Origin of the sequence: Vibrio misgurnus (assembly GCF_029635775.1) — a bacterium.
Taxonomy (GTDB): Bacteria; Pseudomonadota; Gammaproteobacteria; order Enterobacterales; family Vibrionaceae; genus Vibrio; species Vibrio chanodichtyis.
Window position 1 is genome coordinate 584,689 of the sequence record NZ_CP113241.1, and the last position, 13,832, is coordinate 598,520.

11 protein-coding genes are annotated in these 13,832 nt (G+C 47.5%); 5 read left to right on the forward strand and 6 right to left on the reverse strand.

The features are described 5' to 3' along the window. Positions 1–49: 49 nt before the first annotated feature. From ribF to ispH, 4 genes are all read left to right on the forward strand, one after another. On the forward strand, positions 50–1,018 hold the full coding sequence (ribF, locus tag OOK74_RS02800) for a bifunctional riboflavin kinase/FAD synthetase (protein ID WP_278183087.1): 969 nt from the start codon (positions 50–52) through the stop codon (positions 1,016–1,018). 30 nt (positions 1,019–1,048) lie between these two features. Continuing rightward, a complete protein-coding gene (gene ileS, locus OOK74_RS02805) occupies positions 1,049–3,898 on the forward strand; it encodes an isoleucine--tRNA ligase (protein ID WP_277206277.1) in 2,850 nt (949 codons plus the stop codon). 15 nt (positions 3,899–3,913) lie between these two features. Beyond that, entirely contained in the window at positions 3,914–4,429 is a 516-nt protein-coding gene (gene lspA / locus OOK74_RS02810; protein ID WP_278183088.1) for a signal peptidase II, read from the forward strand. 170 nt (positions 4,430–4,599) lie between these two features. Further along, positions 4,600–5,562 carry a 4-hydroxy-3-methylbut-2-enyl diphosphate reductase gene (gene ispH, locus OOK74_RS02815; protein WP_274722477.1) on the forward strand — a complete coding sequence of 321 codons (963 nt, stop codon included), beginning with the start codon at positions 4,600–4,602 and terminating at the stop codon, positions 5,560–5,562. Between the two features lie 76 nt (positions 5,563–5,638). Here ispH and OOK74_RS02820 read toward each other — a convergent pair whose 3' ends face one another. The 4 genes from OOK74_RS02820 to OOK74_RS02835 all read right to left on the reverse strand — a co-directional run bounded on the left by OOK74_RS02820 (position 5,639) and on the right by OOK74_RS02835 (position 10,669). Continuing rightward, positions 5,639–6,838: an HD-GYP domain-containing protein gene (locus OOK74_RS02820; protein ID WP_278183089.1), complete on the reverse strand. Its 1,200-nt coding sequence runs from the start codon at positions 6,836–6,838 to the stop codon at positions 5,639–5,641. Positions 6,839–6,924: 86 nt separating this feature from the next. Next, positions 6,925–8,067 (reverse strand): chromate efflux transporter, encoded by a 1,143-nt coding sequence (gene chrA, locus OOK74_RS02825; RefSeq protein ID WP_278183090.1) that lies wholly within the window; start codon positions 8,065–8,067, stop codon positions 6,925–6,927. A 108-nt stretch (positions 8,068–8,175) separates the two neighbouring features. Continuing rightward, the gene (locus OOK74_RS02830) at positions 8,176–9,114 is read right to left on the reverse strand and encodes a CorA family divalent cation transporter (RefSeq protein ID WP_278183091.1); all 939 of its coding nucleotides are present in this window, start codon (positions 9,112–9,114) and stop codon (positions 8,176–8,178) included. Between the two features lie 103 nt (positions 9,115–9,217). After that, the gene (locus OOK74_RS02835) at positions 9,218–10,669 is read right to left on the reverse strand and encodes a RimK family ATP-grasp domain-containing protein (RefSeq protein ID WP_274722481.1); all 1,452 of its coding nucleotides are present in this window, start codon (positions 10,667–10,669) and stop codon (positions 9,218–9,220) included. A 76-nt stretch (positions 10,670–10,745) separates the two neighbouring features. Between OOK74_RS02835 and OOK74_RS02840 the strand changes: the two genes are divergently transcribed. Then, the gene (locus OOK74_RS02840; RefSeq protein ID WP_278183092.1) at positions 10,746–11,846 is read left to right on the forward strand and encodes a GNAT family N-acetyltransferase/peptidase C39 family protein; all 1,101 of its coding nucleotides are present in this window, start codon (positions 10,746–10,748) and stop codon (positions 11,844–11,846) included. A 136-nt stretch (positions 11,847–11,982) separates the two neighbouring features. On the opposite strand, the gene dapD is transcribed toward OOK74_RS02840, so the two are convergent. After that, on the reverse strand, positions 11,983–13,014 hold the full coding sequence (gene dapD / locus OOK74_RS02845) for a 2,3,4,5-tetrahydropyridine-2,6-dicarboxylate N-succinyltransferase (RefSeq protein ID WP_278183093.1): 1,032 nt from the start codon (positions 13,012–13,014) through the stop codon (positions 11,983–11,985). A gap of 496 nt (positions 13,015–13,510) precedes the next feature. Further along, positions 13,511–13,822, reverse strand: a complete 312-nt coding sequence (locus tag OOK74_RS02850; protein ID WP_274722484.1) for a YebG family protein — start codon at positions 13,820–13,822, stop codon at positions 13,511–13,513. Positions 13,823–13,832 lie beyond the last annotated feature (10 nt).

The window sequence follows — 13,832 nt, forward strand, 5'->3', positions numbered from 1 at the left end:
GCCAGTTTCGCTCCACGAGAACTCAAATATAGGTTTTAAGCATTTCCCGATGGAATTAATACGCGGTATTCATAACATTCAATCTCACCATCATGGCTGTGTGCTGACGATTGGTAATTTTGATGGGGTTCATCTCGGCCATCAACAAGTGCTTAATCAGGTGGTACAACGAGCAAAACAGATGGGATTACCCGCAGTGGTGATGACCTTCGAACCTCAACCTTTAGAGTTGTTTGCTAAACAGCAAGCTCCAGCGCGCCTGACTCGGCTGCGCGATAAGCTTGTACAATTGAGTAAACTTGGGGTAGATCGGTTGTTGTGTGTGAATTTTAATCACCACTTCGCCGAGTGGAATGCTGAGCGCTTTATTGCTGACTTGTTGGTGGCTCGTTTGGGTGTTAAGTTTCTGGTGGTTGGTGATGACTTTTGCTTCGGTCAACAGCGCAAAGGTGACTTCGCTCTGTTACAGCAAGCTGGGCAAACATTCGGTTTTGAAGTCGTCAGCACGCAAAGTTTCTGTTGGCAACAACAACGAGTCAGCAGCACGGCAATTCGTGAGGCGTTAGCTGCGGATCAGTTATCGCAAGCGGCAGCGATGTTGGGGCGTAATTACAGTATTAGTGGCCGTGTCTCGCATGGGCAAAAACTGGGCCGGACTATCGGTTTTCCTACGGCCAATATTCCGCTTAAGCGTTGTGTTTCCCCTGTGTCTGGTGTGTATGTGGTTGAAGCGTACGGTCTAGATACGATGCCGATTGCTGGGGTGGCCAATATTGGTTCTCGGCCAACCGTGAATGGGGTGCGCCAACAGCTTGAAGTGCATTTTTTTGACTTTCACGGCAACCTATATGGCAAGCAGTTGGAAGTCGCGCTATTACATAAACTACGTGATGAGCGCAAATTCGCCTCTTTTGAGGCATTAAAACAACAAATTGAATTGGATGCTGAAGCCGCAAGGGTGTGGCTGCTGCAGCTTAAGGGTTGTTCGGTTGATTCCACCCAACAACATCATGTCTAACTTCGCCCAATATAACGGAATTAAGAATCGATGAGTGATTATAAAGATACCCTGAACCTTCCTGAAACAGGGTTTCCAATGCGCGGTGATCTGGCCAAGCGTGAGCCAGAAATGTTGCAACGTTGGTATCAACAAGATCTGTACGGTGCGATCCGTCAGGCTAAAAAAGGCAAAAAATCTTTCGTATTGCACGATGGCCCTCCGTATGCCAACGGTGATATTCACATTGGCCACGCTCTGAACAAGATTCTTAAAGACGCGATTATTAAATCGAAAACCCTTTCTGGCTTTGATGCGCCTTATATTCCGGGCTGGGATTGCCACGGTCTACCGATCGAATTGATGGTAGAGAAAAAAGTTGGCAAGCCAGGGCAAAAAATCACCGCAGCTGAATTTCGTGAAAAATGTCGTGCATACGCGGCAGGTCAAGTTGAAGGTCAAAAAGAGAGCTTCAAACGGCTCGGTATTTTGGGCGAGTGGGATAAGCCTTACCGCACCATGGATTTTATCACTGAAGCCAACATTATCCGTGCATTGGGTAAAATTGCCGATAATGGTCATTTGCTCAAAGGTTTTAAACCAGTTCACTGGTGTACCGATTGTGGTTCAGCACTGGCTGAAGCGGAAGTGGAGTACAAAAACAAAGTCTCGCCTTCGATTGATGTGCGCTTTAAAGCCGCTGACGAAGCCGCGCTACTGGCTAAGTTTGACCTTAAAGCGGGCCATGAAGGTCAAGGTGATGTGTCGATTGTTATTTGGACTACCACACCTTGGACCTTGCCGGCTAACCGCGCAGTGTGTCTGCGTGCAGATTTAGAATACGTATTGATCCAAGTGGAAGGTGAGCAACCAGAGCGGATTATTGTCGCCTCTGAACTGGCCAAATCGGTGATGGATCGTGCGGGCATTCAGCATTTCCATAACCTTGGTTTCGCAAGTGGTGCCGATCTGGAATTAGCCCAGTTCCAACATCCATTCTATGCCTTTACCGTACCGGCTATTTTAGGCGATCACGTGACCACCGATTCTGGTACGGGTGTGGTACATACTGCGCCGGGTCATGGTCAAGAAGACTTTGCGGTTGGTCAACACTACGGTTTGGAAGTCGCCAACCCAGTCGGTTCAAATGGTGTCTATCTGGCCGATACTGAACTGTTTGCCGGTCAGCATGTATTTAAAGCCAATGATTCAGTGTTAGAGGTGCTCAAAGAGCGCGGCGCACTGCTGCATCATCACGCGTATGAGCACAGTTACCCACACTGTTGGCGTCACAAAACGCCGATCATCTTCCGTGCCACACCGCAATGGTTTGTCTCGATGGAGCAAGCAGGTCTGCGTGAACAAGCACTGAGCGCGATCAAAGGTGTGCAATGGATGCCGGATTGGGGTCAAAGCCGAATTGAAGGCATGGTTGCTGGTCGCCCTGAGTGGTGTATTTCACGGCAGCGTACTTGGGGCGTGCCGATTGCTCTCTTTGTTCATAAAGAAACCGCGGAACTGCACCCTAACAGCGCTGAGCTGATTGAGAAAGTGGCACAACTGGTTGAGCAAAAAGGTATTCAAGCATGGTGGGATCTAGATACTGCGGAGCTACTGGGCGCAGAAGATGCGGCCAACTATGAGAAGGTACTGGATACTCTAGACGTATGGTTTGACTCTGGTGTGACTCACTCTGCCGTGGTGGATGCGCGGAGCGAATTCAATGGCGCACAAGCGGATATGTACCTAGAAGGTTCCGATCAACACCGTGGTTGGTTCCAATCCTCACTGATCTCTTCTATCGCAATGAAAGGTCAAGCACCTTACAAAGAAGTGTTAACGCACGGTTTCGTGGTTGATGGTCACGGTCGTAAAATGTCGAAATCGGTGGGTAACGTGGTTGCGCCGCAAGATGTGACCAATAAGCTCGGTGCGGACATTCTGCGTCTGTGGGTTGCTTCCACCGATTATACCGGTGAAGTGGCGGTTTCCGACGAGATCCTTAAGCGTTCAGCAGATGCCTATCGTCGTATTCGTAATACCGCGCGTTTTTTCCTGGCTAACTTAAATGGCTTTAATCCACGCACCGATATTGTACCGGTTGCCGAGATGGTAGCGTTAGATCGCTGGGCAGTTGGCCGTGCACTCGCTGCACAGCAAGAGATCATCCAAGCTTATCAAGATTATAACCTGCATACCGTGGTACAACGTTTGATGAACTTCTGTTCAATCGAGATGGGCTCCTTCTATCTTGATGTGATCAAAGATCGTCAATACACCGCCAAGCGTGGTGGCCATGCGCAGCGTAGTTGTCAAACCGCTTTGTTCTTCATTGTTGAAGCACTGGTGCGTTGGATGGCGCCAATTATGTCGTTTACGGCGGATGAAATTTGGAATGCGATGCCAGCACAACAAGCCGATGGCAGCCAACGTGATCAGTTTGTGTTTACTAGCGAATGGTTTGATGGCTTATTTGGTTTGGCGGAAGGTGAAGAGCTTAATAACGCATTTTGGGATGAAATCCAGCAAGTGCGTGGCGCGGTGAATAAGCTGCTAGAAAATGCACGTAACGAAAAGCGGATCGGTGGTTCATTGCAAGCCGAATTGGTGTTGTTTGCCGATCAAGCATTGGCAAGCAAGCTTGCGAAACTGGGTGATGAGCTACGCTTTGTGCTGCTGACATCACAAGCGGTGGTTAAACCATTGGCAGAGAAAGGTGATGCTGCACAGGCAACTGAAATTGATGGCTTGTGGTTGCAAGTGAACAAAACTGAAGCTGAGAAGTGTGATCGCTGCTGGCATCATACCCCTGATGTAGGCATGCTAGCTGGACATACCACTATTTGTGGCCGCTGTGTGACTAACGTTGAGGGTGAAGGTGAAGTTCGTCAATTTGCGTAACTTAGGCTGAGCATCATGTCAAATTTGCCACTGAGTGTTAAACAATCCGGATTGCGCTGGCTATGGCTAGCGCTGCTGATGTTCATTGCTGATATTACGATTAAGTGGGTCGTGATGAACAATATGGGTTATGGCTGGGGGAATCGCATTGAGATCCTCCCATTCTTTAACCTACTGTATGTGCATAATTACGGTGCCGCATTTAGTTTTCTGAGCGATCAGCAAGGTTGGCAGCGTTGGCTGTTTACTGGCATCGCTTTTGCGGTGACCGGAATGCTCACCTACTGGATGCGTCGTCTACCGGCCAGTGATAAGTGGAATAATATCGCTTATGCGCTGATTATTGGTGGTGCACTCGGTAATGTATTCGACCGTGTTGTGCATGGTTTTGTGGTCGACTATCTCGATTTTTATTGGGCTAGCTACCATTGGCCAGCCTTTAATTTAGCCGATAGTGCGATCTGTATCGGAGCTGCGATGATTATTCTCGATAGTTTTCGATCTGATAAAAAAGCACCACCACAGCCTTAAGCTGTACTGCCTAGTTGTCGGTTGATTACGGTGAATAACCATAAGCGCTGTCCGTTGATTCGGAGAGCGCTTTTTATTATAAAGGCTGGGATTTGATGTAGGCTTCAGCATGGCATGGAGATTTTTTCTGCTAAAAGGTTTGGTCTACAATCCCTCCATAACGATGAGCAATGAGCAAGCCAATGAAAATATTGTTAGCTAACCCTCGCGGTTTCTGCGCCGGTGTCGATCGTGCGATCAGCATTGTTGAACGCGCGCTTGAACTTTATCAGCCGCCGATTTATGTACGCCATGAAGTGGTGCATAACCGCTTTGTGGTTGAAGGGTTAAAGCAGCGCGGCGCTTGTTTTGTTGAGGAATTAAATGAAGTTCCTGACCATAATATCGTAATTTTTTCGGCTCATGGCGTTTCACAAGCTGTGCGCCAAGAAGCCAAAGAGCGTTCACTGACGGTATTTGATGCCACTTGCCCACTGGTGACCAAAGTGCATATGGAGGTGGCGCGTGCCAGCCGTAAACACATGGAAGTCGTGTTGATTGGCCATGCAGGGCATCCAGAAGTAGAAGGCACTATGGGGCAATATGTCAGTGACTCGGGTGGCATGTATCTGGTCGAAAAACCAGAAGATGTATTGTCACTACAAGCGAAGGTGAAAGATCCGAATCATCTGCATTATGTGAGTCAAACTACGCTATCGGTCGATGAGACGGCGGACGTGATTGACGAACTGCGCCGAGTGTTTCCGCACATTCAAGGGCCACGTAAGGATGACATTTGTTATGCCACCCAAAACCGCCAAGATGCAGTACGGTTATTGGCGGCACAAGTGGATGTGATGGTGGTGGTCGGTTCGAAAAACTCTTCTAATTCAACGCGTTTGAAAGAGTTGGCTGAAAAACTTGGCACACCAAGTTATTTAATTGATTGTCCGCAAGATATTGATCCGCAATGGTTTGAACAGGCGAAGATGGTCGGGGTTACGGCTGGCGCCTCTGCGCCACAACAATTAGTCGATCAAATTTTGCATCGCATCAAAGCGCTCGGTGCCAACTCGGTGGAGGAGGTGCTCGGGCGTGAAGAGAATATGTTTTTTGAAGTACCCAAAGAGCTACAAATTAAAGCTCTGGATTAGTCTGATTTGAGCTTAATTTGAACACATACGGCTCCCATCTAGGGAGCCGTATGCTTAAATGCTGGTAGCTTAGGGTTTAAAGCAAAGTTGCATTTGGAGTAGAAGATGGTGCTGTATCCATATCCGTGGTTGCCTCACCATCTTTCGGATCTAAATCAGGAAATCGTCCGACAATCGCCTTCAACTCTTCTTGGTTCTCACGTAACGCATTGACACAGTCACGATCTAATTTGCCTTCGCTGACCATTTTTTCAAGTTCTAACAAAGTATGAGTGATTGATTGCGCTTGCTGGTAAGGACGGTGCGCCGTTAGAGCATCAAAAATATTGGCGACGGCCACAATACGTGCCGGAATGGGGATCTGCTCACGAGTGAGACCAAACGGATAACCACTCCCATCTAAAAACTCGTGGTGGTAAGCCATGATTTCACGCAGTACCGCAAGGCAAGGATGGTGGGGAGTGCCGAGCTTTTCAATCACATTATTCAGTAACTCGATCCCATGTTCAATGTGACGATAAATCTGCAGCCTTTCACTGCTGGCGAGCGATGGATTTTTTTGTAGCAAATCGGCAGGTAACGCTAACTTACCGAGATCATGGCAAGTAGCAAATTGGCTGATATTCTCGATCAACCCATCATCAAGTGCATATTGCTCAGCAATATCAAGGGCAATGATGCGCACATAGCGGCGAATGCGCTCTTTGTGTTGCTTTATGTATTGCCAATGATCCGGTGAGTTGGATTTCATCTGCTCGACATTTTTGATCAGATAATGAACTAGTGCGTATTCACAGCAGACGGCTTGCTGGAGTAAGTCAATATAGGCTTGTAACCGTTCAATTACTTGTGGGGTAAAGTAGTACTCTTTTGATGAGTTAAAGAACAGGAAACCGATAAAAGCCTGTTGGTGAAAAATGGGTTTAGTGAAGGATGAGCGATACTGGCGTTCGAGTAGCCAATCATTATGGCGAGTTTGACTGTGCAACTGCTGTGGCATGTCATCAATAATGCGTACCGTCTGAGTCTGTTTAATCTGTTGCAGTGAAGGCAAATCGGCAAGCGCAAATTCATAATGCACAAAATCATGACTGACCAGAGAGCTATCGGCGTAGGTCTTGATCGAGTCCTTTTTTTTGTCATACAGCGAGAAGGAAATTCTTTTAATATCAGGAAGTTCAACGGCTATTTTTTCAAGCATGTTGACGAAGTAAGTATTTAACGAACCCACAGATGGATAATAACGCAACTGCCCGATTGGGGGTTGGATGTACATGTTACCGCCCTTTGCTTGCCTATCATATACTCAGTTTAGACAAGCTTTGGCGGGTTGACGACTGGCACTGACACTTTTCTTTTACACTAGACAAGGCCGCGAATTAAGCCAAACAGTAGAGCGCCGATGACCATGGCAAACAAAGGTACTCGTAGCGTTTTAAACAGAAAAAATCCAACCATAATAGCTGACCAGTCGAGAGGATTGTATACCGTGGTACTCCAAATCGGTTGATAAAGTGCTGCTAATAGCAAACCGACAACACAGGCATTTACGCCATGCATCGCTCCGACAATTTTCGGGCGCTGGGCCAGATTAGACCAGTGCTTTAATACCCCTAATAGCAGTAAAAAACCGGGCAGAAATATCGCTAAGGTGGCGGTTAAAGCCGCTGTGATCGGCATCTCTGGGTGTAGCAGATAACCAAGATAAGTCGCTAAGGTGAACATCGGGCCGGGTACCGCTTGTGCTGCTGCATAGCCAGTGAGGAATTGATCGCTTGAGAGGGTATCAGTAAAGGTACTCTGTAGTAGAGGTAGTACGACATGCCCGCCACCGAATACCAAACTACCAGCTTGGAAAAAATCGCTAAACAGTGTAAGCCATGGTGATCCCGCGGCGCAAATAGGTAGTCCGAATAATAATAGGGCGAAAAAGATCAATGGTTGCCAAGCAGGAGTAAAGTTGGCTGATGATGTCTGAGCTGTAGGTGCTAAATAAGCTTGGCCAACCAGCGCCGCCAGTAGTAATAGCGCCAATTGACTCGGTAAACTTGGCGCTAAACTGATGGTCACTGCAGTGACAATACATAGCGCTCCCGTAAGGCGTTGTTGGCAAAAGTTGCGGTACATGGTCAAACACGCATCAGCTACGACTATAATCGCGAGCAGTTTTAAACCATGGGTGATGTCCGCAAATAAAGGTGTTTGCCATAGATGGCGACTCAAGCCAGCCAACAGGAGCATGATCAATACGGAGGGCAGCGTGAAGCCGAGAAATGCCGCCCAAGCTCCAGCAATCCCGCCACGATGATAGCCAATCGCAAAGCCAACTTGGCTGGAACTGGGACCAGGTAAAAATTGGCTTAAGGCGATAAATTGTGCGTATTGTTGTTCACTCAGCCAGCCTAATTTATCCACAAAAGTGTGACGAAAGTAACCAAGATGTGCCGCTGGGCCTCCAAAACTCACCCAACCTAGTGCAAAAAAAGTTTTAAAAATAGATAACATAGGAGGAGAACCAGTATTGAATAGGTTTGCTAGCGCTAATAGAGCGGTCATCGACAAAATCTCTATCTTACATTTTATCGATGACAAGCTGATGACACGGAACTAAGGCTATTTATTTTCGAAAAAACGTAGTCGACGCAGTATCAACAGTTCCAAACCGAAAATCAGCATCAGTCCGGCACAAAATAGCCCAAAGGCAAGAGGGGAGTCGGTACCAGGAATTCCACCAACGTTTACCCCAAGTAAACCAGTTAAGAAACTGGTGGGTAGAAAAATTGCAGCAATCACCGAAAATAAATAGGTATTTTGGTTCATTTTTTCAGCATGATACTGGCGTAACTCACCTTTGATGATTTCTAGCTCGCTCAAAAAGAAGTCGAGCGTTTCGTTAATTCGCGTCACGGTGTTGACACTGTGGCGTAGGCGCAAATGTTGGTTTTGTGCCAGCGTCATTTCACTGTTGAGATAATCATCTAAAGCGTATTGTTGTGGCTTGATGAAACGTTTGAGTTTGAGTAGTGATTTGTGGGTTTGCATTAAATCGCTGCTGAGTTCTAGCTCATCATCAAATTGAGTGATTTTCTCTTCAATTTGATCCAGATAGATGTCGATATTTTTGTTGATCTCATCGACCACCCGTACGATCAGCTCTGCCAAGCCGGCTGGGCCTTGGCCTTGCTCTAAAGCTTCACGTACCGTGCTGATAGCTTTAGATGCTGTTTTACGGGTTGAAATTAATACACCGCGGTAATACAGCAAGCGAATACTGAGCATATCGGCCGGATCGGCATTGCCACTTAAATTTACTCCGCGCAAGATCAGCAAAAAGTTTTGTTCATCATATTGCTCAAACAGTGGGCGGGTATCTTCGGCCAATAAGCTATCAACAATTGACGCTGGAATTTGTTGACCGATTAACCATTCACGTAGCCCTACGGCATCGCGTTGGCAGTGGTACCAATCTCCCGCTTGTAGGTTTTGTAATTGAGTAGGATGACGTTGTGGAACAGCACCGTTAAAACGCCAATGATCGATAATAAACTCCATAGTGACTCTCATTCTCTCTCTAAGATAGGCAAGAAAGTAGCAATCCAGTGCTGAAGAGTCAAAGCCCGGATGGTGATCCGGGCTGATTGAGCGATTGAGCTGCCTAGAAACCCCGCATCTGAATGCGACGTAAAAATTCAGTCATTACCCGGTCATAAAGCAGATCACCTAAGAATCCATCTTCGACATGGTGGTCGATACTTGGGTTATCGTTGACTTCAATCACATAGACTTGACCATCAATTTCTTTGAGGTCAACCCCATACAGGCCACCACCAATTAGGTTGGCCGCTTTCACCGCGACATCCACTACGCTCTTTGGTACCTGCTTGAGATCGAGGGTTTCAAAACCACCAGCCGTGACTCGGCCGCTGTTGTGGTGCTGATAAATTTGCCAGTGACCGCGACTCATCATGTACTTACAGGCAAAAATAGCTTGCCGATTCATTACGCCAATGCGCCAGTCAAAATCGGTCGGCATAAACGCTTGGGCTAAAATTAGCGCACTTTTTTCAAACAGAGTCTCGGCTTCTTTTTCTAGCTCTTGCTCATTACGCACTTTCACTACCCCGCGTGAGAAAGCGCCATCTGGAATTTTTAGCACCATAGGAAAATCCAGTTGTTCCATCAAACCGGTTTTCCATTCGGGGTCAAAGCTGCGGATGATCACGCTTTTCGGGGTCGGGACCTTATTGGTTTCTAACAGCTCAGTTAAAAACACTTTATTGGTGCATTTCATGATCGATTCGGAATCATCCATCACCACTAACCCCATTTTTTCAGCGGTTTTGGCAAAGCGATAGGTGTAGTTGCTGATGTTGGTGGTGGCGCGAATAAACAGGCCGTCAAACTCACCCAGTCGAGATAAGTCATCCGGTGAAAGGGTTTCTAAGTTCATGCCTAAGCGGTTGGCTGCACGATGAAAACGTTTCAGCGCCGAAGCGTCAGATGGCGGCATTTTTTCGTCAGGATCAACCAACATTGCGATGTCATAGCGGTATTTTTTCTCTTGCTTGGGTCGTCGCCAGACTTTGGTCGAGAACATTTCCAGTGATTCAATAAAGAAATCTTGCTCGGGATCGGCCAAGTCTTGGAATGGGAAAGGTACAATTTTAATGATCTGCCATTGGCCTTGATATTTGTGCATTTCCAATTCAATCACCGGCACCATGAACTCTTCAAACAGCCGGCGTGCGAGTTTTTCCAAGCCTTTTTGTGGCGTGCGACCAAAGTAAATTTTGGTGCTAATGATCTCTTCGCTACTGCTTAGCTTGTGCATTTTGATCAGCCCTGAAGAGAGGAAAAACGGCTGATTAATATCATTGATGGCCATGACGCGTGGAATGACGCGATGGCCGCGAGCTTCTGCCATTAGTGAGACATAGTAACCACTACTCATGTAGCCGTAATCGCGGCACAGGTTGACCACCTGTACACTGCGCTGATTAAATTTCCAATCGGTATCGAGATACTGATCGACACTCACCACTTGTTCAGAAGGGAAGTATTGTCGCCAGTCACTGACCTGATCGGTCACGATTAAAAGGTTAGCCATCAGTATATTCTTCCTTGCGATAGGTCTATTATTTGATTGGTAATCTGGTCAATCCACACACGATTAAGGATGTAGAATGGACATTCGTCTTGCTACTAGCGCTGATCTCAATGCGCTTAATGCGTTAGAACAACAGTTGTTTGACGGGGACCGAATCTCTCCTCGTCAAATGAAGCGTTTTTTGCATTCGGACCATGCCGTGTTGTTTGTGGCGGATGCCGGCGACCAACTGGCTGGATATGCACTGTTGCTTTTTCATCAAGGGACACAGCTATCAAGATTGTATTCGATTGCCGTTAAGCCTGAGTTCAGAGGGCGGAGGATTGCGCAAAGTCTGGTTGAACAGTGCGAGCGTGCTGCTCTTGATCAAGGCTCGACTACATTACGGCTGGAAGTGCGTGAAGACAATACCGCCGCATTAAAATTATATGAAAAGATGGGTTATAAAACCTTGAAGCTGCTCATCCATTATTATGATGATTTATGCGATGGACGACGGATGCAAAAACGGCTAACACCCTTAGAATCCAAAGTACTACTGCCAATGCCGTTATATGTACAAACCACGCCTTTTACTTGTGGTGCCGCTTGCTTATTAATGAGCTTTTCTTGTTTGGATGCGCAGTTTGAACCAACTCGTACTCAAGAAATGCAGTTATGGCGTGAATCGACCACCATTTTTATGGCCGCAGGCCACGGTGGTTGCAGTGGACAAGGTTTGGCGTTGGCGGCGACGCGACGCGGTTATCATGTTGAGTTGTGGAATCAGTCTAAATCGACCCCATTTATTGATAGTGTGCGTGATCCAAATAAAAAACAGATCATTGAGTTAGTGCATCAAGATTTTTGTCAGCAACTGGCCGAGCAAGATGTGAGCATGATTGATGCGCCGCCTTCACAACAGCAGCTTGAAGCATGGGTAAGGCAGGGGGCTTGTGTGCTGCTGTTGATCAGCACCTATCGCTTTGATGGTAAGAAAGAGCCGCACTGGATTGTGCTGAGTGGCTTGAGTGATAAATTCTTCTTTTTTCATGATCCGCATGCCGAATCGGAAGATCATGCCGTGGGGTCGGGATACATCCCCGTCGGGAAAGCAGCGTTAGCACAAATCATCGGCTTTGGTAAACAAAAGCAGATTGCTTGTGTGGTGATCACCCCGCGTCAAGCGCAGGAATAGAAAAGAGCACCGTACGTGTACCATCACGCAAATGGCTTGGATTGCCAAGCCATTGTCGTGCTGGGTGTCGCTAAATCAGTCGCACTGAGCTAACACCATATTTGCAGGCCGATGATCGATCAAGCTCAGCGTTCGATCAGTTATTTTTGTGCAGTTCGCTGTTGAGTTCGACCGCTGATTTATTGGCGAGACATTCAATTTGTCCGGTCAGCGAATTACGACGGAACAACAGATCAGAAACGCCAGCTAGATCGCGCGCTTTAATAATATCGACTTGGTTGCCCTCTTTATCCAGCATACGCACCTTGGTTCCCGCCGTGACATATAGACCCGATTCAACGGTGCAGCGATCGCCGAGTGGGAAACCTAAGCCTGCGTTGGCGCCGAGCAGTGAGTTTTCCCCAATCGAGATCACCACTTTGCCGCCACCAGACAGTGTACCCATGATTGATGCGCCACCGCCGATGTCTGAGCCATTACCGACCACGACACCAGCAGAGATACGACCTTCCACCATGCTCACACCAGTGGTGCCCGCATTAAAGTTGATAAAGCCTTCATGCATTACCGTCGTACCTTCGCCAACATGAGCGCCAAGGCGTACCCGTGAAGTATCGGCGATACGGGTGCCGGTTGGGACCACGTAGTCGACCATTTTCGGGAATTTATCGACACAATCAATCGTTAACACTTGGCCTGCCAGACGCGCTTCAATTTGGCGCTCCGCTAGCTCTGGCAGATCAATCGGGCCTTGGTTGGTCCATGCGATGTTGTGCAGTAGGCCGAAAATGCCCTCCAGCACGGTGCCGTGTGGCTGCACCAGACGGTGTGAGATCAGTTGTAGCTTGAGGTAACCTTCAGCCACGCTTTGTGGCTTGTCGTCACTGGCCAGAATTACCAGTACCAGAGGCTGATGACTATTCGCCGCTTTATCGGCAAATGCAGCACTGGCCGCTTGTTGATGAGCAGCGAACACGGCGGCTAATGCCTGACTTTGTGCGGCGCTGATGTCTAGTGCTTGATTGCCTGCTTGGTAGTCTACGATCGCAGCCAATTCGGCAACCAAAGCATCGCTAGGCGCCAGAATCGGGGTTGGGAAGAAGGCTTCAATAATTTTTCCATCACGATTTTTGGTCGCGGTTGCTAGACCTAAAGCAAAGTACGCCATGTGTATTCTCCATAATCAAAGGTGAGTTGAGCATCTATACCCTTCCTACTTGAAGATGCAGCGGTATTGGCGACGTTCGTTCACCCCAATCACATAGTTTGTCTATGCTCATGGGGACTTACTCACTTACTGCCTACCTGCAACTCCAAGTTGTTTGGGTATACTGCTCAACCGATCGGTTGTTTATCATCATAAAGAGTGGATGAGCTGGATAAAAGAGCGTACTGGTAATCCGTCGGTAAAAGGATACCTTTTGTCTTTTTAAAGAGATATTGCGTTATCCCCTTCTTACTTGAAGCTGCAGTGGTGTTGACTACGTTCGTTCACCCCAATCACATCGTTTATCTATGCTCATGGGGATGAACTCTCTTGCCGCCTACCTGCAACTCCAAGTCGTTTGGGTATAAAAAGAATCCCGTTCATTTTTCGCATCGTTGCGTTGATGAGCCAATCTCAGCCAATAAAAAACCGCTGGCTTAAGCAGCGGTTTTCTCGATTAGGCAGCGTCGTCAACCGACTCATCTTCATCACTGTCTACAACTGCTTTCGGCTTTTTGCCGGTTACGGTTGGAGCCGGTTTACGTTTGGCTCCCAGTGCGCACAATACGTCTTCTTTGTTTTGCGCCAAGAACATCGCTAGCTCTTCTTGCTTGGTTTCATCTTCGATCAGAGCACTTTTACCGAGCAATTCGAATAGCTCGTCTGCCATATCCAGCATTTTGTCATAAGCGTCAGCTTCGGCTTTCGAGGTAAAAGTCATTTTCTCTTCTCCGTTGCGCTCTACCACGTACTTCACGATAACAGCCATGGTTAATCCT